This is a genomic window from Paraburkholderia sp. RL17-373-BIF-A (assembly GCF_046030175.1).
Taxonomy (GTDB): domain Bacteria; phylum Pseudomonadota; class Gammaproteobacteria; order Burkholderiales; family Burkholderiaceae; genus Paraburkholderia.
This window is the reverse complement of the sequence record NZ_JARESO010000019.1, coordinates 102123-119960: the sequence shown is the minus strand read 5'-3', so window position 1 is coordinate 119960 and position 17838 is coordinate 102123. Positions and strand designations below refer to the sequence as shown.

Genomic DNA, 17838 nt, shown 5'->3' with positions numbered 1-17838 from the left:
GGTTGTCGCCGCGCGTTCTACTTCAATTCACAAATCGCAGGCCGCTCAGAACGCCTTCTTCCAGCCGCCAGCATAGGCGATTTCCGCCAGCGGCAGACGCTGACGCACCGACTTCTCGCGCTCGCGCAACACCGGATCCAGCTTGTCGACGTCGCCGTAATGGCCGAGCGAAATCATCGCGATCACGTCGACGTCGCTCGGCAGCTTGAATGCCGTGCGGAACGCGTTCGGGTCGAAGCCGCTCATTTGGTGCGCGGCAAGTCCGAGCGCATGCGCCTGCAATACCAGCGCCATTGCGGCGGCGCCCGCGTCGTACGGCGCGCAGCGATTCACGTCGCCCTTGTTGGTGAGCGTGTGCGTGGTCACCGCGATCAGCACCGGCGCCGGCGCATTCCAGCCCTGGTTGAACGGCACCAGCGTGGCAAAAGCCTGCTTGAACGAGACTTCATCGACGCTGCGGTCGAATACGAGAAAACGCCACGGCTGCGCGTTGTACGAAGACGGCGCCCAGCGTGCCGCTTCGAGCACGGCTTGCAGATGCTCGCGGCTCACCGGCTCGCTCGAATACGCGCGCGGGCTCCAGCGGCCTGCAATCAGCTCGTGAATGGCAATTGCGGTAGGGGCGGGTTTATGGGTCATGCGCTTCTCTCAGTCGAAATTCATGATCGACGGGCAACTGCCCGGGGTCACATAGCATAACCGGGCTTCAGCGCGCGTGCGCCAACAAGCGAGCAGTTTGTTTAGTGCCGGCTTCGATAGCGAAACGGCCCCTTGCGGGGCCGTGGTTCTCGCGATGCTCGGTTCGCCGCGTGCGGTTTTATGCCGCCTGCGGTTCCGGCACTTTGGCGGGCCGGTTGATCCGCAACACGATCACCGCAGCCACGAGGCACAAGCCGCCGGAAATCATCGACGCTACCGTATAGGTGCCGAGGCTCGCGCGCAGCATGCCCGCGCCGAGCGCCGCGAACGCCGCGCCGAGTTGATGGCCGGCGACGACCCAGCCGAACACTACCGGCGCTGATTCCTTGCCGTAGACGTCGGTGGCCAGACGCACGGTCGGCGGCACGGTTGCGATCCAGTCAAGGCCGTAGAACACGGCGAACAGCGGCAGACCGAAGAAGTCGATGCCGAACGCGTGCGGCAGAAACATCAGCGACAACCCGCGCAGACCGTAGTACCAGAACAGCAGCACGCGGCTATTGAAGCGGTCCGACAGCCAGCCCGAAAGAGTCGTGCCGAACAGATCGAAGATGCCCATTGCGGCGAGCAGCGAGGCGCCCTGCACTTCCGTCATGCCGTAGTCGCCGCACATCGCGATCAGATGGGTGCCGACGTAGCCGTTGGTGCTCGCGCCGCAGATAAAGAAGCTGAAAAACAGCAGCCAGAAGTCGCGGGTCTTGCTCGCCATGGCGAGTGTACCGAAGGCGATTGCCAGCGGGTTCTGTTTGGTGACCGTGCTGTTGATGGGCGAATCGTGTGGCTCGCCATAAGGACGCAGCTTCATGTCGGCCGGGCGCTCCGGCAACAGAAACGCAACCAGCGGAATCACGATCGCGGCCGCAATGGCGACGACCCACACCACTTGCCGCCAGCCGTAGTGCTCGGCGATGGCCGCGAGCATCGGCAGGAACACCAGTTGGCCGGTTGCCGAGCTTGCCGTGAGAATGCCCATGACGAGGCCGCGGTGCGTGGTGAACCAGCGCGTGACCACCGTCGCCGACAACGACAACGCCGCGACGCCCGTCGAGCCGCCGACCATCACGCCCCAGATCAATATCATCTGCCACGGGTGCGTCATCAGCGACGAGAGGCCCACACCGGCCGCCATCGTGCCGAGCGCGGCCAACAACGTGGGGCGCACACCGAAACGTTGCATTGCCGCCGCCGCGAACGGTCCCATCAGACCGTACAGCGCGATGTTAACGGAGATCGCCAATGAAATCGTTGCGCGGCTCCAGCCGAATTGATGCTCGAGCGGCACCATCATCACGCTCGGCGTGGCGCGCGTGCCGGCTGCCGCCAGCAGTACCAGAAACACCACCGCGACGGTCAACCAGCCGTAGTGGAAACGTCCGCCAATCAGTTTTGCTGCCCAGTTCATCGGTTCTCCAATCGACACCTGCCCCGCAGGCGTCGCCGCTTGTATTGTTACGCGTTCGGTAAAGGATTTGTGACAGATCAGTCACAATAGGTGTTGCGATCTTAGTTACTGGTCGGTAACATGTCAAGGCGTTAATTGAGTTCAGGTGATCATCCATGTCCGACAGTGAATCCCTCAAACCGGCCGCGGCCCGTCGCTCGCGCGGCGCGCAGACCGCCGGGCCGCAGGCGCAACAGCACTTGCTCCGTGCCGCGGACGAGCTGTTCTATCGCGAGGGTGTGCGAGCCGTCGGGGTGGACGCAGTGGTCGAGCGCGCCGGCGTGAACAAGATGAGCTTGTACCGGCAGTTTTCGTCGAAGGACGAGTTGGTCATGGCTTATCTGGACCGTAAGGACGAGCAGTTCTTCGGCTACGTGGAGAGGAGCTTCGCCAAACATCCGCGCGAGCCGGCCCGGCAGCTTCAGCAATATTTCGACGACCTCGCCGTGCGCGCGTCGATCGATGACTATCGCGGCTGTCCCTTCGTGAACGTGTCGGTGGAGTTTCCGGACACGGCGCATCCGGCGCGGCAGTTCGTGTTTCACAACAAAGCGCGCCTGATGGCGCGGCTCACGGAACTGACGACGGCAGCGGGCGCCGATGATCCGGTCGCGCTCGCCAATGCGCTCGGTTTGATGATCGAAGGCGTGTATGCGGCCAGCCAGACGTACGGCCCCGGTTGCGGGCCCATTCTGGCCGCGCCGAAAGTCGCCGCGCAGTTGATCGCCGCTGCGTGCGGCGCGCCGGCGGCGTCGACTGACTGAATTGTCTGCTTTGCGGTTCTGTTTGCGCGAGGCGCGAATCGATGCCCATCCGCCCCGCTAAAATGGCGCTTTATCTCCCGCGCCACCTGCCATGTCGTTGCCCGCCGAATCCCACGATGCCGTTGTTGCCGCTACTCGTCACTGGCTGACCGAGGCTGTGATCGGGCTCAACTTGTGTCCGTTCGCGAAGGCAGTCCACGTAAAGGGGCAGATTCGCTATGCCGTCAGCGATGCCGTGGACATGGAAGGTGTGCTGGCCGATCTGGAAACCGAGCTTCAGACGCTGGTCGCCGCCAACCCGGATGCCGTGGATACGACGCTGTTGATCGTGCCGCAGGCGCTCAGCGATTTTCTCGACTACAATGACAGCCTGTTTTTCGCCGAACGCATGCTCAAGCAGCTTCGGCTCGAAGGCATCGTTCAGATCGCGAGCTTCCATCCCTTTTACCAGTTCGAAGGCAGCGAGCCCGACGATATCGAGAACTACACGAATCGCGCGCCCTATCCGATCTTGCATCTGCTGCGCGAAGACAGCATTGAACGCGCGGTTCAGGCTTTTCCCGATGCGGAAGAGATTTACGAGCGGAATCAGGAAACGCTCCGGCGAATCGGCCTGGCCGGCTGGGCCGCGTTGATGAAGCGCTAGTTCGCTCAGCGGCTCGCAACGAGCCACCGCGCCCACGCCGTCCGATCAGGCCGAAACAAAGAACCGTTCCTTCAGTTCCTCGATCCCAAGCGTTTCCATCACCTCGTTCAAGCGCTCGGTCGGCCGGCGTCTCGGCAGATCCTTGTATTGGGCGATGATCAGTTCATTCTTCATCGAATGCTCCCAGCCCACCAGTTCGGTCACGCTGACCTGATACCCGTGCGCTTCGAGCTGCAAACACCGCAGCACGTTCGTGATCTGGCTCCCGAACTCCCGCGTGTGCAACGGATGCCGCCAGATCTCCGTCAAGGCGTTGCCGAGCGATTTGCCCTTGTTCTGCCGCAACACCCCCGCCACCTCGGCCTGACAGCACGGCACGACCACGATGTACTTCGCCTTCTTTTCGAGCGCGAAGCGCAGCGCGTCGTCGGTCGCGGTATTGCAGGCGTGCAGCGCCGTGACGATGTCGATCTGGGCCGGCAAGCGGTCCGACGTAATCGAGTCCGCTACTGACAGATTCAGAAACGACATGCCCTTGAAACCCAGCCTTCCAGCCAGCTCTTCCGACTTCGCGACGAGCTCCTCGCGCGTCTCAATACCGTATATATGTGACGCAACACCCGCATCTTCCTGAAACTCCTTGAAGAAAAGGTCATACAGGATAAAACCTAGATACGACTTGCCCGCGCCGTGATCGACGAGGGTAACGGCGCCTTGCTTGTCCTTGAGGTCTTTGAGCAGCGGCTCGATGAACTGGAACAGGTGATAGACCTGTTTCAGCTTGCGGCGGCTGTCCTGATTCATCTTGCCGTCGCGCGTGAGGATGTGAAGCTCCTTCAACAACTCGACGGACTGGTTCGGACGGATTTCGTGCGTTTTGCTGGACATCGGGGGAAACCGCCAAGAATTGCAACGTGAACGTGCGACAGGTGACGGAAAAAGGGAAAAGTTGCTGCCAGTTTACCCAAAGTGCGGCTTGCTGACCGAAGGAGCCGCGCGAAGCATGTGATAAAGGGCATCAACTGGAACACTTCCTGCGTAAAAAAGCGTCACGCGGAAGGTTCCAGAAAGGCGCAAAAGCAGCTTGCGTGACGGCCGGGCCCGATGGTGCCGGCCGTGCCGCCTATAACAACGGGCTGCGGCCGTGGCTTTCACCACGCGAACCGAATGAATGTGGGGAGGACGGTCCCGGAACACGGGCCGAACGTTACGTAACCAGCAGCGCGCCGAGACGTCAAGCGGACGCGCGCTCGGAAAATAGAAGAGGCGGCAATGGATACGGTACCCAACGGAAACGTCGAACAGAAATTTCAGGAAATGCTGGCGAAACTCATCGCCACCCCAGCGTGGTCCGAGAAGCAGCAACTCGAACTGGAAATGGCCCGCGACATCTCAACGGAGATGCTGCGGCTGGCCGAAGTCATGCGCGACGGTAGCGTGGACATGGAAACCTGCCTGACCATGCTCAAGTACGCCAAGGTGCTCGACTTCGTCATGACTACGCTCGCATCGCGGCGCGATATCAAACCGCAGACGCTGCGAGTCATTTTCAAGCTCGCCGGGCTAAAAGTGGACGAGGCGTACCCCGGCTAAGACATAGTTCAACGATGCTGCGACCCGCGCGGGCGGCAAGACGCCGCTCGCGCGGGTCGCTCGTTCTGTAGCTCCCCAAAAGACGGCAGCTCACCCGCGCGTCGCTTCGACCGGTGGCGTGCCGTCGTGAAAGAGCGCCTTGAGTTGCGAGCGCAATTCCGGCGAATCCGTATGTTTGTGCACAGCAACCGCATGCTGCACGGCGGCGTCGAGCAATTCGCTCTCGCTGTCGGCGGACAGGGCGACGGTGCAGTTCATTTCGCTCGGAAACTCACGGCAATCGATGTATTTGCGGGACATGGCAGTCTCCTTGATCAAGATGACGTTCAGACATCCACGCAGGCAGCAGACGCGCGGACCACATCGCCGGCCGTGACACGGCGGCTCCGATAGCGCGGATAGCGCCGGGTGGCGGGGAAGACGGCGAGTTGGTATGACGCGAGGAAGACGCGCACGGCATCCGATGGAAGGTGTCTGAAAAGTATAGGTCGCGCCGGTCGATAACAAAGCCGTCGACGCGAACCAGGCGTACGCAGGACCGCCTGAACTCAGCCTTTTTCGGCCTGCCGACCCGCCCGCGCGTTTGCCCTGCGCTGCTCGCAGTGTGAAAATAGCGCCCTTCGCGCCGGCGGATCATCCGAACCGAGGGCGCGCCGCCTCTTCCGCTCATCCGCAGGCCCGCATGTCATCCTCATTCGATTCCGCCCGCGTCGCCGTGATCGGCGGCGGCCCCGCCGGCTTGATGGCCGCCGAGGCGCTCGTCCAGCAAGGCGTGCAGGTCGACGTCTATGACGCCATGCCATCGGTCGGCCGCAAATTTCTGATGGCGGGCAAGGGCGGTATGAACATCACGCATTCGGAGCCGCTCGAGCCGTTCCTCGGCCGCTACGGCGCGCGCCGCGAGCAGATCGCGCCGCTCGTGCGAGCTTTCGATCCCGACGCCCTGCGCGCGTGGGTGCACAGCTTGGGTGTGGAGACGTTCGTCGGCAGTTCGGGACGCGTTTTTCCGACCGACATGAAAGCCGCGCCGATGCTGCGTGCGTGGCTGCATCGACTGCGCGAGGCGGGCGTGCGGTTTCACATGCGCCATAAGTGGATTGGCTGGGACACCGAAGCGGACGATGCCGCGGCGCATAGGCTCCACTTCGCGACACCCGACGGCGAACAAACCGTGACCTTCGACGCCGTCGTGTTCGCGCTTGGCGGCGCAAGCTGGCCGCGGCTCGGATCGGACGCCGCCTGGGTCTCGCTGATGGCCTCGCGCGACGTGCCCGTAACGCCGTTGCTGTCCGCAAACTGCGGCTTCGACGCGGACTGGAGCCCCTATCTGCGCGAGCGTTTCGCGGGTCAACCGGTCAAGCCGGTGGCCATTGCGCTCACCGACGTAGACAATAAAGTCCACAATCGACAAGGTGAAATACTTCTGACCGAAACGGGCTTGGAAGGGAGTCTGATTTACGCCTTGTCGGCAGTAATCCGGGAGCGGATTCTGGCCGACGGCGATGTCACGGTCACGCTGGATCTGGCGCCAGGCTTGCCTTTGGAGCGGGTCGTCGCCGAAGTCACGCGACCGCGCGGCTCACGCTCGATGTCCAGCCATCTGCACGGCAGAATCGGAATTGGCGGGGTAAAACTGGCTTTGTTGCACGAGATTTTGTCGAAAGAAGCCTTCGCCGACGCCGACGGCCTCGCGCACGCCATCAAGGCGCTGCCCGTGCGCCTCACGCGCGCCCGGCCGATCGCGGAAGCGATCAGCACCGCCGGCGGCATTCCCTTCGAGGCGCTTGATGAGCACTTGATGATTGAGCGCCTGCCCGGCGCCTTCTGCGCGGGGGAGATGCTCGATTGGGAAGCGCCGACGGGCGGCTATCTGCTCACCGCTTGCTTTGCCAGCGGCCTCGCGGCAGGACGCGGCGCGGCGGCGTATGTCGGCAAACTCAAGGGGAGCGACGCGGCGGCGTGACGTGTTGCCCTCGCTCTTGGAAGAGAGAGCAGCGCGCTTCACCGCTTTTCACGCCTTCAGACGCCACAGCGACGTCACTTCGGCCATGCGCGCCGCATGCAGCGCGTCGGTTTCATCGGTCGACTTGGGGTGTCGCGGACGAATGTCCTCGCGTCCCACCACGGTCAACCCCGCCTTGTCGATGGCGGCAAGCAGCCAGTCGCGCGTGCGCAAACCGAGATGCTCGGCGAAATCCGACATGATCAGCCAGCCCTCGCCGCCCGGCGACAGATGCTCCGCGAGGCCGTTCAGGAAACCGAGCAGCATGCGGCTTTCCGGATCGTAGATGGCGTACTCGATCGGCGAAGCGGGTCTCGCCGGCACCCACGGCGGGTTGCATACGACGAGCGGCGCGCGGCCTTCCGGAAACAGATCGGCCTGCACGACCTCGACCTGCTGGTCATAGCCGAGACGCGTCAGGTTCTCACGCGCACAAGCGAGCGCGCGGGGATCCTGATCGGTAGCGATGATTTTCTTCACGCCGCGTTTGGCGAGCAGCGCGGACAACACGCCCGTACCGGTGCCGATATCGAACGCCTTGTTCAGCGAAGGCAGCGGCGTGCGCGCAACGAGATCCACATACTCGCCGCGCACCGGTGAGAACACACCGTAGTGCGGATGTATCCGGTCACCCAGCGCGGGGATCTCGACGCCCTTCTTGCGCCATTCATGCGCGCCGATCATGCCAAGCAGTTCGCGCAGCGACACGACGGACGGCTCGTCGGTGGACGGTCCGTACGTCTCGATGCAAGCCTGTTGGACCTCCGGCGCGCGGCGCAGCGGAATACCGTACGCGGCGTCGAGCGGAATCAGGATCATGCCGAGCGTGCGCGCGCGTTGCGACTGCGCCTGCCGATGCAGATTGAACGCGTCGATCGGCGTTTCGCCGTGTTTGCGAGGCTTGCGCTCGAGCCGGCGCGTGACCGCTTGCAGCAGTTGGCGAGCGTTCTGGAAGTCGCCGTTCCACAGCAGCGCCGTGCCTTCACATGCGAGTCGGTACGCGGAATCGGCGGTGGTGCGGTCGTCCGCGACGATGACGCGCTTGGGCGGCGGCACGGCCGCTTCGGAGCGCCAACGCGCGGAACGGGGGCCGTCGGCTTCGGGCCAGGTGATGGTTGCAGGGCTGGTCATGGTGAGGTGGGGTCGGTGTTGCGGGAGCGACGCGCTGATAAGCCGCGTCATCGGGGGCGTTGCCCGCCGGAGTACTGGATAGCGTTGCCGACTGACGCCCGCATAGTACCTCTGTCGTCCGGGTTCGCGGTGCGCTATTCGTCGGCGGGACGGCTGAAGCGCGTTATCTGCAGGCCTCGACTGGCAACTCGTAGACTAAAAAGTCTACGATCGACAAGGTGAAAGAGATATGGTGATTTTGGACCGTTTCGCAGCTCACCGATGCTTCACTAAGCCGGTTCTTTCTGCAGGCTGAAAGGCCGTGCAGCGGCTCGGATACGTCACCTTTATCGATAAGCGCGGACAAATAAAAACGGGGTTTCTGACTGAACAGAAACCCCGTTTAGTACAACTGGTGCCGGCTGCAGGACTCGAACCCGCCACCTCATGATTACAAGTCAAGCGCTCTACCTGATGAGCTAAGCCGGCATGAGGCCGTGATTCTACTTCATTTTACGATCTTGAGGCGAGCCCTTCCGCCGCCTTTCGATCCATCGTCGTCAGGCTGCGGACCGTCCGTCTCGCTATCCGCTTTGGCGGTGGCGGCATCCGTTGCCGGCGCCGTTTCGACCACGCGTGGCGCGGGCGCCTCGGTCTCGTCCGCCACTTCCGCGTCGGCGCCCGAATCCTGCGCTTCACCGCCCGTCGACTCGACCGGGAACGCCATGCCCTGCCCGTTTTCGCGCGCGTAAATCGCGAGAATATTGGCGATCGGCACCTCGATCTTGTGCGACTTGCCGGAGAAACGCGCGCTGAACTCAATCCACTCGTTGCCCATCTGCAACTGGCTGGTCGCCTCGAAGCTGATGTTCAACACGATTTCGTTGTCGCGCACAAACTGACGCGGCACGCGCGTCTGATTGTCGACCCGGACCGCGATGTGCGGCGTATAGCCGTTATCCGTGCACCACTCGTAGAGCGCGCGCAGCAGGTAAGGCTTGGTGGAAATCTCTTGCATCAACAGTCCTCTTACCGGGCGCGGGCCCGCGCTCACTCCGCCGCGCGGCGCCCTCGCCCCAAAGCCAAACTCAACGACGCATCACCTTTTCCGAAGGCGTCAGCGCTTCGATATAAGCCGGGCGGCTGAAAATGCGTTCGGCATACTTCATCAGCGGTGCGGCGTTCTTCGACAGCTCGATGCCGTAATGATCCAGACGCCACAGCAACGGCGCGATCGCGACGTCGAGCATCGAGAACTCTTCGCCGAGCATGTACTTGTTCTTCAGGAAGATCGGTGCGAGTTGAGTCAGACGATCGCGAATCGCGAGACGGGCCTTCTCGTGATTCTTCTCGGCGGCCTTGCCCTTTTCGTTTTCGAGCGTGCCGACGTGAACGAACAGTTCCTTCTCGAAGTTCAGCAGGAACAGGCGGGCGCGGGCGCGCTGCACCGGATCGGCCGGCATCAGTTGCGGGTGCGGGAAGCGCTCGTCGATATACTCGTTGATGATGTTCGATTCGTACAGAATCAGGTCCCGTTCGACGAGAATCGGCACTTGACCATACGGATTCATCACGGCGATGTCTTCCGGCTTGTTAAACAGGTCGACGTCGCGGATCTCGAAGTCCATGCCCTTTTCGAACAACACCAGCCGGCAGCGCTGGGAGAACGGGCAAGTTGTGCCGGAGTACAGAACCATCATGTTTACGTTTCCTCAAAAAGCTGAAAGGCCAGCGCGCGGAAAAACCGTTCAGCAGGTTTTTCCTGGCGCCGGCCCCACGCCGGGTGACGGCGTGATTATTTGATATGTTTCCAGTACGCGGCGTTCAATCGCCAAGCGAAAAAGCTCAGGATACCGAGGAACAACAGCACCCACACGCCAAGCTGTTTGCGGGTTTTCTGGGTCGGTTCGGACATCCATGACAGGTACGACACAAGGTCGGCCACAGCAGAATCATAATCTACCGGCGACATCGTCCCCGGAGTGACCTGCTGGAAGCCGACAAATTTGTGTACCGTCTCGCCAGTTTTTTCGTCGGTTTCGTCACCGAACTTCGCGGTACGTTGCCCCTGAAGCTGCCACAGCACGTGAGGCATGCTCACGTTTTCATACACCAGATTGTTCCAGCCGGTCGGCCGCGTATTGTCGCGGTAAAAGCTGCGCAAATACGTGTACAGCCAATCCTTGCCGCGCGCTCGCGCTTCCACCGACAAATCCGGCGGACTCGCACCGAACCACGCTTGCGCGTCGGCCGGACGCATCGCCACGGTCATGGTGTTGCCGACTTTATCCGTGGTGAAGAGCAGGTTCGCCTGAATTTCGTTCGGCGTAATGCCGATGTCGGTCAGGCGGTTGTAGCGCATCAGGTTCGCGCTGTGGCAATTCAGGCAGTAGTTTACAAACAATTGCGCGCCGTGCTGCAAAGAAGCGAAATTCTCCGCGTTATCCGGCGCGCGGTCGAGAGGGAAATTCTCGTCCGCGTAAGCCGGGGCGGTCAGCACCGCGAGCAGTGTCGCGCCGATCAGCGCGCACTTCGTAAGCAGTTTTTTCATTTCGTGTTCTCCTGGCTCGCGATTAGTGAGGCTTGAACCGCACACGTTCGGGCGGCTGCTTGAACGTGCCAAGCCGCGTCCAGAACGGCATACCGAGGAAAAACGCGAAGTAGATCAGCGCGCAGATCTGGGCGATCAACGTGGCGGCCGGCGACGGCGGTTTAGTGCCGAGGAAAGCCAACGTCAGGAACGCGGCCACGAAGATGCCGTAGAACACCTTGTGAAAAAACGGCCGGTAACGGATCGACTTGACCGGCGAGCGGTCGAGCCACGGCAGGAAGAACAGCGACACCACCGCACTGCCCATCACCACCACGCCCCAGAACTTCGACTCCGTGAACGCCATGGCCAGAATCACCAGCACCGCGAGCGCCGGCAGGCCGAGCTCCCACTTGCCGCGCGCGCGCACCAGCGCGAGCAGGCCGAGCAGCCCGATCACGACCATTAGCACGATCTTGAACGGATCCGTAGTGGCGCGCAGCATCGCGTAGAAGGCGGTGAAGTACCACACCGGGGCGATTTCAGGCGGCGTCTGCAGCGGGTTGGCCGGCACGAAGTTGTTCGCTTCGAGGAAGTAGCCGCCCATCTCCGGCGCGAAAAAGATGATCGCCGCGAAGATCAGCAGGAACACCGTCACGCCCATGAAATCGTGCACCGAGTAGTACGGGTGGAACGGGATGCCGTCGAGCGGAATGCCGTCCGGGCCCTTCTTCGCCTTGATTTCGATGCCGTCCGGGTTGTTCGATCCCACTTCGTGCAGCGCGACCAGGTGGGCGACCACCAGACCGATCAGCACCAGCGGAATCGCGATCACGTGAAACGCGAAGAAACGGTTCAGCGTGACGTCGGAGACCACATAGTCGCCGCGAATCCACAGCGACAGATCCGGCCCGATGAACGGAATCGCCGAGAACAGGTTCACGATCACCTGCGCGCCCCAGAACGACATTTGCCCCCACGGCAGCAGATAGCCGAAAAAGGCCTCGGCCATCAGGCACAGGAAAATCGCGCAGCCGAAGATCCACACCAGTTCGCGCGGCTTGCGGTACGAGCCGTACATCAGCCCGCGGAACATATGCAGATACACGACGACGAAAAACATCGACGCGCCCGTGGAGTGCATATAGCGGATCAGCCAGCCCCACGGCACCTCGCGCATGATGTACTCGACCGACGAGAACGCAAGCGTCGCGTCGGGCTTGTAGTTCATGGTGAGGAAGATGCCGGTGACGATCTGGTTGACCAGCACCAGGAGCGCAAGCGAACCGAAGAAGTACCAGAAGTTGAAGTTCTTCGGCGCGTAGTACTCGGAAACGTGCTTCTTCCAGGTGGAAGTCATCGGAAAGCGCCGGTCGATCCAGCCGACCAGCCCGGTCGTCTCTACTTCGTGTTCGATCGCCATTACGCTTCTCCTTTCTCGTCCTTGCCGATCACGAGGCCGGTGGCCGAGGTGAACATGTAAGGCGGGATGTCGAGGTTCTGCGGCGCAGGTTTGTTCTTGAAGACGCGGCCGGCCATGTCATAGGTCGAGCCATGGCAAGGGCACAGGAAGCCGCCTGGCCAGTCGTCTGGAAGATTGGGCTGCGCGCCCTCCTGGAAGCGCGGCGTCGGCGTGCAGCCCAGATGGGTGCACACGGCGACGGCGACGAAAAGGTTCTTGTGGTCAGTGCGTGAACGGAACTCGTTGTTGCAGTACTCCGGCAACGGCATCGAAAAAGGATTCTTGGTGTGGGGATCCGCTACTTCGTTATCGGCTTTCTGGACATCGGCGAGCATCCGGTCGGTGCGGTTGATGATCCACACCGGCTTACCGCGCCAGGCAACGGTCTTCATGTCGCCGGGCTTGAGATCACTGATATCGACTTCGACCGGGGCACCTGCTGCCTTGGCCTTTTCAGATGGTGCAAACGAACTAACAAAGGGTACGACAGTGGCAACGCCTCCTATGCCACCTGCTACGGTCGTCGCTATCAGCCAGGTACGGCGGCTGCCGTCGACGCGTTCATCTTCCTTGTCTCGCATCACACGCCCCACTTCTGAGTTGGATTTTTCCTTCACGTCTCTTCTACCGCCGCTAGTTTGCGCGAATGGAGTCGCCATTTACAAGGGCCGATTGCCAAAAACCGTGCGAAGCCTTTGATAAATCAGGGTTTCTCCGTACGAATCGCAAACCTTTTTGCACCTCCTTTTAAGTGCCCCCTCCGTTATTCGTGCCTTTTTCTACGCTAATGCGTTTTACCTGATTCTTGCGATTCAAACGGGATTAGGGATATCGATAAAGAGGTGCTCGATATCGAACTGCTCGGACAGATGCTTGCCCACCGCCTGCACGCCGAAGCGCTCGGTGGCATGGTGGCCCGCCGCGAGAAAAGCCACACCGCTTTCCGCCGATGTGTGCATCACCGACTCCGACACTTCGCCGGTCAGATAAACGTCCGCGCCGGCGTTGATGGCCGCGTCGAACATGCCTTGCGCGGCGCCCGTGCACCAGCCTACGCGGCGCAGTTCGCGGTCCGCGTCGCCGAACACGAGCGGCGTGCGGCCGAGCGTCTGTTCGACTTGCGCGGTGAAGTGCGCGAGCGTGATCGGCATCGGAAACGTGGCAAGCCAGCCGAGATCGTTCTCGCCGAAGCGCGCGTCGCTGATCCAGCCCATCTTCTGGCCGATCTGCGCGTTATTGCCGAATTCGGGGTGGTCGTCGAGCGGCAGGTGATAGGCGAACAGGTTCAGGTCGTTGGCGATCAGCAGCTTCAGCCGCGCGTGTTTGCGGCCGGTGATCTGCGGCGCTTCGTTGCGCCAGAAGTAGCCGTGATGGACTAGCACGGCGTCCGCACCCCAATCGAGCGCAGCCTCCAGGAAGGCCGCCGAAGCGGTCACGCCGGTCGCGAGCTTATTGATCTTGCGACGCCCTTCGACCTGCAGTCCATTGGGGCAATAGTCCTTGAAGCGCGCGGTTTCAAGGAGATTGTTCAAGTACAATTCAAGTTCGATCCGATCCATATAAACCTCTAGTCTTCAGATGCTTAGACGCTTTTGGCTGTTCTTTGCCCAAGCGGTGACCGTGCTGTTGGCGCTCATGTTCATCATTGCGACCCTCAAACCGCAGTGGCTCCAGCGTCAAGGGCAATTCGGCAAGCAACTCGCCGAACCGATCGTCGCCCTGCGGGAAGTAGCGCCAGGCATCGGCAGCGGCCCAGCTCAGGCGTCGTACGCGGACGCCGCGCAAAAGGCCATGCCCGCGGTCGTCAATGTGTTCTCCAGCAAGGATGGCTCACTGCCACCCGACCCGCGCGCAAAAGATCCGCTGTTCCGCTACTTCTTCGGCGACAAGAACCGCAAGCAGCAGGAACAGCCCGCGTCCAATCTGGGCTCCGGCGTGATAGTGAGTTCGGAAGGTTACATTCTAACGAACCAGCACGTCGTGGACGGCGCCGATCAGATCGAAATCGCGCTGGCCGACGGCCGCACCACGAATGCGAAGGTGATCGGCGTCGATCCGGAAACGGATCTGGCCGTGCTCAAGGTCAACATGACCAATCTGCCCACCATCACGCTCGGCCGCATGGATCAGACACGCGTGGGCGACGTGGTGCTGGCGATCGGCAACCCGTTCGGCGTCGGCCAGACGGTGACCATGGGCATCGTCAGCGCGCTCGGGCGCAATCACCTTGGCATCAACACGTTCGAAAACTTCATTCAGACCGACGCGGCCATCAACCCGGGCAATTCGGGTGGCGCGCTCGTCGACGTGAACGGCAATCTGCTCGGCATCAACACCGCGATCTATTCGCGCTCCGGTGGCTCGCTCGGCATCGGCTTCGCGATTCCCGTCTCGACGGCGCGCAGCGTGCTCGAGAGCATCATCACCACGGGTTCGGTCACGCGCGGCTGGATCGGCGTCGAACCGCAGGATGTCACGCCGGAAATCGCCGAATCATTTGGGTTGGATCAGAAGTCGGGCGCGATTGTCGCGGGCGTGCTGAAGAATGGTCCCGCGGACCGCGCGGGCATCAAGCCGGGCGACATTCTCATGAGCGTGAATGGCCAGGAAATCACCGACACCACGCGTCTCCTGAATGTGATCGCGCAGATCAAGCCGGGCACGGCCGCGAAGGTGCATCTCGTGCGCAAGAGCCGCGAGATGGATCTGGAAGTCACGATCGGCAAACGCCCGCCTCCGCCGAAACAACCCGCCGAGGACAACGGCGGTGGTGATCAGCAAGAAGATGACGGGGGTTGAGGTTTAGCTGCGTGGAAGACCGCTAGGCTTCCCACTGCCCCGTTTTCATAGCCTCTTCAAGCATGCCGAGCGTAAGCGATCTACCGCCAAGGGTTTCGCGCGCATTCGCGCTGAATGGCGACTTGGCCACCGTAGCGAGAAACGAGCCGATATTCAATTTCGCAGCGGGGAGTAGTGATGGAGATCAAACCCGTTTAGCTCGACGTGAAACTGGGCGGCCCATCTTTTCATGAATTCGGAGATGTAATCCGGATTCATGAAAAGATCGTGATAGAGGTCCGTTTCTCTCGTGAGTTGGAGTCGGCCGACAATCGGTTTGCCGGCATCTTCTGTAACGAACGCTTCAAGGTTGTTCCAGATATCTGCGGTCACAGTCGGTCCTCTGCTTTTACAAGTCCGTTACGAGATAACCGAACGGTAAATGATTGTAGACGCATCGGAAGCGAGGAGGACCCCGCCAACACCCGGAATAGCGCGTCCAACGAACGCGCCAACACTACGGGTAAATTTGATTCTCAGCAAAATAAGACTTTTGAACGATGTGACTGTCGGCAGCAGCCTCTACTTGAGTTCGTATGGCAACACACGGCGGGACACAACCGATGCGATTGAGGTTCCCTTGACCGCACCCGAGAACTTGCCACGCGTCGGAATGAATCGCTGTCCCAGCAAGACGCTCGCAACACCAGCGAAATCGTCCACACCGAGTTGCTTGCATGTCTCGTCAATTGTGATAAGAGAGAAGATCTCTTCTCGACTTAGCCCGTCATGTATTCCGTATTTATTGATTTGACATACGAACGCCCGTCTAATGGCCAGGCAAAATAATATCGCTCGATAAGGCGATAAACAATTAGACGCCTTAAGACTTTTCAACTCGCATTCTAAGAACCTGTGCTTTTTGTTCGACGTTTGAATGTCCACAAGAGCAAGCATCCAAACCTACCGCAACATGAGCGAAAACAAAAAGGGCAGCCCGTGATGTGCTGCCCTTTTTGTTAACTCATGCGGAACCGCAGGAAAACCCCGCGCCGCTCACTCCGAAGCGCTCGCATCCTCAACCACCACCGGCTGCTTACCAACAATCAACCGCGCCGCGATGATCCCTGCCTCGTACAGCACGATCAGCGGAATCGCCAGAATCAATTGCGAGAACACGTCCGGCGGCGTGACCACGGCCGAGATAACAAAGGCGCCGACGATCACATAGGGACGAATCTCCTTGAGCTTCTTGAGCGTCACCACGTTCATGCGCACCAACAGCACCACGACGATCGGCACTTCGAACGTCACGCCGAATGCGATGAACATGGTCAACACGAAGCTCAGGTAATTGTCGATGTCCGTGGTCATCTCCGCGCCGAGTGGCGCGTTGTAGTGCGCCATCACGCGGAAGATAGTTGGGAACACCACGAAATACGCGAACGCCATGCCGCACAGGAACAGCGTGTAGCTGCTACCCACCAGCGGGCCGACCAGTTTCTTCTCGTGCTGATAAAGACCCGGCGCGACGAATGCCCAGATCTGATACAGCACGATCGGCAGCGCGATCACGAAGGCCACCAGCATGGTCACCTTCATCGGCACGAAGAACGAGCCGGTGACGTCGGTGACGATCATCTTGCCGTCCTTCGGCAGGTTCTGCATCAAGGGCCGCGCCAGCAACCGGAAGATATCCGGCGCCCAGTACACGAGCCCGACGAACACCACGACGACGGCAAGGCCGGCGCGAATGATACGGTCGCGCAATTCAACGAGGTGGGAAATGAAGGTCTCTTCAGTGCCTTCGTCCTGGGTATGCTGGGGGTCGCTCACACCGGCCCTCGGTTAGAGATTGTCGTTCTGATCATCAGAAAAACCGCGTCGGGCGACGCATGCTGGCCGGCGTATGCCGCGCCACGCGGGCCGCACCCGACTGCACACGCGTGCGGCGCGTGGTCGCGCGCTTGTACCAGGTGGGCATAGCCGTCTGCTTGACGCGCCAGTTCTTGCGTTTGGGCGCCGCAGCCGGCGTGCTGCTCGGCCACGAGGTGTTACCTGCATTGCCGACGTCTTCGAGCGCGCCACCGGCAATGCTCGGCGACACCGACGTGCCGCTGTTCCACGCGTCGTTCAGTTCGGTCTCGTGCTTGCGCAGATTATCCTTAACGGAGGTTTCGACGTTGGTCGCGGCGGCTTCGAACTCGCTTTTCATGCGACGCAGTTCGTCGAGTTCGATTTCGCGCGTGACTTCGGCCTTCACGTCGTTGATATACCGCTGCGCGCGGCCAAACAACGCGCCGGCTGTGCGGGCGACGCGTGGCAGGCGCTCAGGCCCGAGTACGACCAGCGCGACGACGCCGATCAGCGCCATCTTGGTTAGACCGAGGTCCAGCATGAAGTGGAATGTCCGTCAGTAACGCGGTTAAGCCGCGGCTTAGCGGTAATCGCCCGAACGCGGCGTCTTTTCCTTCGCTTCCACATCCACGGCGCCGTTGCGCGGCAGTTCGCGCTGCTGCGCTTCGCCGCCCGGCGTTTCGGCTTCCTTCATGCCTTCCTTGAAGCCCTTCACCGCGCCACCCAGATCGGTGCCGATATTGCGCAGCTTCTTCGTGCCGAACACGAGCGCCACGATCAACAACACGATCAACCAATGCCAAATACTCAACGAACCCATGACTACTCTCCTTAAACCCGACACCGCACCGTAATGCGGTGAACCTCGTACGCCTTGCGGCATGAATCGAAGCGCGTACGCTTCATCTGAACATTACCGCGAGCCCTTCCGACTCAACCCGCGACACGGTATGTCA

General features: G+C 61.1%; 20 protein-coding genes, 1 tRNA gene and 1 pseudogene. 5 read left to right on the top strand and 17 right to left on the bottom strand.

The genetic code is table 11. The features are described 5' to 3' along the window. Positions 1-45 precede the first annotated feature (45 nt). Both P0D80_RS23785 and P0D80_RS23780 read right to left on the bottom strand, forming a co-directional pair. Complete coding sequence (locus tag P0D80_RS23785; RefSeq protein WP_132376766.1) at positions 46-639, bottom strand: nitroreductase family protein; 594 nt, start codon at positions 637-639, stop codon at positions 46-48. Positions 640-817: 178 nt separating this feature from the next. Then, complete coding sequence (locus P0D80_RS23780) at positions 818-2101, bottom strand: MFS transporter (RefSeq protein WP_132376765.1); 1284 nt, start codon at positions 2099-2101, stop codon at positions 818-820. A gap of 155 nt (positions 2102-2256) precedes the next feature. On the opposite strand from P0D80_RS23780, the gene P0D80_RS23775 reads away from it, so the two are divergent. Further along, positions 2257-2904: a TetR/AcrR family transcriptional regulator gene (locus P0D80_RS23775; protein ID WP_408286965.1), complete on the top strand. Its 648-nt coding sequence runs from the start codon at positions 2257-2259 to the stop codon at positions 2902-2904. Positions 2905-2995: 91 nt separating this feature from the next. Continuing rightward, positions 2996-3550 carry a DUF1415 domain-containing protein gene (locus P0D80_RS23770; protein WP_408286963.1) on the top strand — a complete coding sequence of 185 codons (555 nt, stop codon included), beginning with the start codon at positions 2996-2998 and terminating at the stop codon, positions 3548-3550. Positions 3551-3595: 45 nt separating this feature from the next. Here the strand turns inward: P0D80_RS23770 and P0D80_RS23765 are convergent, their stop codons facing one another. After that, positions 3596-4438 carry a class I SAM-dependent methyltransferase gene (locus P0D80_RS23765; protein ID WP_408286961.1) on the bottom strand — a complete coding sequence of 281 codons (843 nt, stop codon included), beginning with the start codon at positions 4436-4438 and terminating at the stop codon, positions 3596-3598. A 384-nt stretch (positions 4439-4822) separates the two neighbouring features. Here P0D80_RS23765 and P0D80_RS23760 point away from each other — a divergent pair, with 384 nt between their 5' ends. Then, positions 4823-5143 carry a type II toxin-antitoxin system HicA family toxin gene (locus P0D80_RS23760; protein ID WP_012434486.1) on the top strand — a complete coding sequence of 107 codons (321 nt, stop codon included), beginning with the start codon at positions 4823-4825 and terminating at the stop codon, positions 5141-5143. Positions 5144-5233: 90 nt separating this feature from the next. Here P0D80_RS23760 and P0D80_RS23755 read toward each other — a convergent pair whose 3' ends face one another. After that, complete coding sequence (locus P0D80_RS23755; RefSeq protein ID WP_132376761.1) at positions 5234-5443, bottom strand: DUF1059 domain-containing protein; 210 nt, start codon at positions 5441-5443, stop codon at positions 5234-5236. A 382-nt stretch (positions 5444-5825) separates the two neighbouring features. Between P0D80_RS23755 and P0D80_RS23750 the strand changes: the two genes are divergently transcribed. Then, the gene (locus P0D80_RS23750) at positions 5826-7106 is read left to right on the top strand and encodes a TIGR03862 family flavoprotein (RefSeq protein WP_408286959.1); all 1281 of its coding nucleotides are present in this window, start codon (positions 5826-5828) and stop codon (positions 7104-7106) included. 48 nt (positions 7107-7154) lie between these two features. On the opposite strand, the gene P0D80_RS23745 is transcribed toward P0D80_RS23750, so the two are convergent. The 8 genes from P0D80_RS23745 to P0D80_RS23710 all read right to left on the bottom strand — a co-directional run bounded on the left by P0D80_RS23745 (position 7155) and on the right by P0D80_RS23710 (position 13806). Next, the gene (locus tag P0D80_RS23745; protein ID WP_408286958.1) at positions 7155-8276 is read right to left on the bottom strand and encodes a methyltransferase; all 1122 of its coding nucleotides are present in this window, start codon (positions 8274-8276) and stop codon (positions 7155-7157) included. 392 nt (positions 8277-8668) lie between these two features. Continuing rightward, positions 8669-8744, bottom strand: a tRNA-Thr gene (locus P0D80_RS23740). A gap of 19 nt (positions 8745-8763) precedes the next feature. Continuing rightward, a complete protein-coding gene (locus tag P0D80_RS23735) occupies positions 8764-9273 on the bottom strand; it encodes a ClpXP protease specificity-enhancing factor (protein WP_132376758.1) in 510 nt (169 codons plus the stop codon). Between the two features lie 70 nt (positions 9274-9343). Further along, a complete protein-coding gene (locus P0D80_RS23730) occupies positions 9344-9955 on the bottom strand; it encodes a glutathione S-transferase N-terminal domain-containing protein (RefSeq protein ID WP_006052302.1) in 612 nt (203 codons plus the stop codon). Positions 9956-10050: 95 nt separating this feature from the next. After that, complete coding sequence (locus P0D80_RS23725) at positions 10051-10806, bottom strand: cytochrome c1 (RefSeq protein WP_408179078.1); 756 nt, start codon at positions 10804-10806, stop codon at positions 10051-10053. Positions 10807-10828: 22 nt separating this feature from the next. Beyond that, on the bottom strand, positions 10829-12208 hold the full coding sequence (locus P0D80_RS23720; protein WP_408286956.1) for a cytochrome b: 1380 nt from the start codon (positions 12206-12208) through the stop codon (positions 10829-10831). Next, positions 12208-12828, bottom strand: a complete 621-nt coding sequence (petA, locus tag P0D80_RS23715) for a ubiquinol-cytochrome c reductase iron-sulfur subunit (RefSeq protein ID WP_012434493.1) — start codon at positions 12826-12828, stop codon at positions 12208-12210. The genes P0D80_RS23720 and petA overlap by 1 nt, the downstream gene beginning before the upstream one ends. A 231-nt stretch (positions 12829-13059) precedes the next feature. Continuing rightward, positions 13060-13806 (bottom strand): Nif3-like dinuclear metal center hexameric protein, encoded by a 747-nt coding sequence (locus tag P0D80_RS23710; protein WP_106284204.1) that lies wholly within the window; start codon positions 13804-13806, stop codon positions 13060-13062. A 19-nt stretch (positions 13807-13825) separates the two neighbouring features. On the opposite strand from P0D80_RS23710, the gene P0D80_RS23705 reads away from it, so the two are divergent. After that, positions 13826-15046, top strand: coding sequence for a Do family serine endopeptidase (locus tag P0D80_RS23705; protein ID WP_408286954.1), 1221 nt, complete (start codon positions 13826-13828; stop codon positions 15044-15046). Positions 15047-15199: 153 nt separating this feature from the next. On the opposite strand, the gene P0D80_RS23700 is transcribed toward P0D80_RS23705, so the two are convergent. From P0D80_RS23700 to tatA, 5 genes and pseudogenes are all read right to left on the bottom strand, one after another. Beyond that, the gene (locus P0D80_RS23700; protein ID WP_408286952.1) at positions 15200-15418 is read right to left on the bottom strand and encodes a DUF1493 family protein; all 219 of its coding nucleotides are present in this window, start codon (positions 15416-15418) and stop codon (positions 15200-15202) included. Continuing rightward, positions 15415-15835 (bottom strand): annotated as a pseudogene (locus P0D80_RS23695) (STM2901 family protein). Before P0D80_RS23695 ends, P0D80_RS23700 begins: the two are co-directional and overlap by 4 nt. Before the next feature lie 246 nt (positions 15836-16081). Continuing rightward, positions 16082-16861 carry a twin-arginine translocase subunit TatC gene (gene tatC, locus P0D80_RS23690; protein WP_408286950.1) on the bottom strand — a complete coding sequence of 260 codons (780 nt, stop codon included), beginning with the start codon at positions 16859-16861 and terminating at the stop codon, positions 16082-16084. 34 nt (positions 16862-16895) lie between these two features. Next, positions 16896-17423 (bottom strand): Sec-independent protein translocase protein TatB, encoded by a 528-nt coding sequence (gene tatB, locus P0D80_RS23685; RefSeq protein ID WP_408179075.1) that lies wholly within the window; start codon positions 17421-17423, stop codon positions 16896-16898. Between the two features lie 39 nt (positions 17424-17462). Further along, positions 17463-17702 carry a Sec-independent protein translocase subunit TatA gene (tatA, locus tag P0D80_RS23680; RefSeq protein WP_132376752.1) on the bottom strand — a complete coding sequence of 80 codons (240 nt, stop codon included), beginning with the start codon at positions 17700-17702 and terminating at the stop codon, positions 17463-17465. Between the last annotated feature and the right edge of the window lie 136 nt (positions 17703-17838).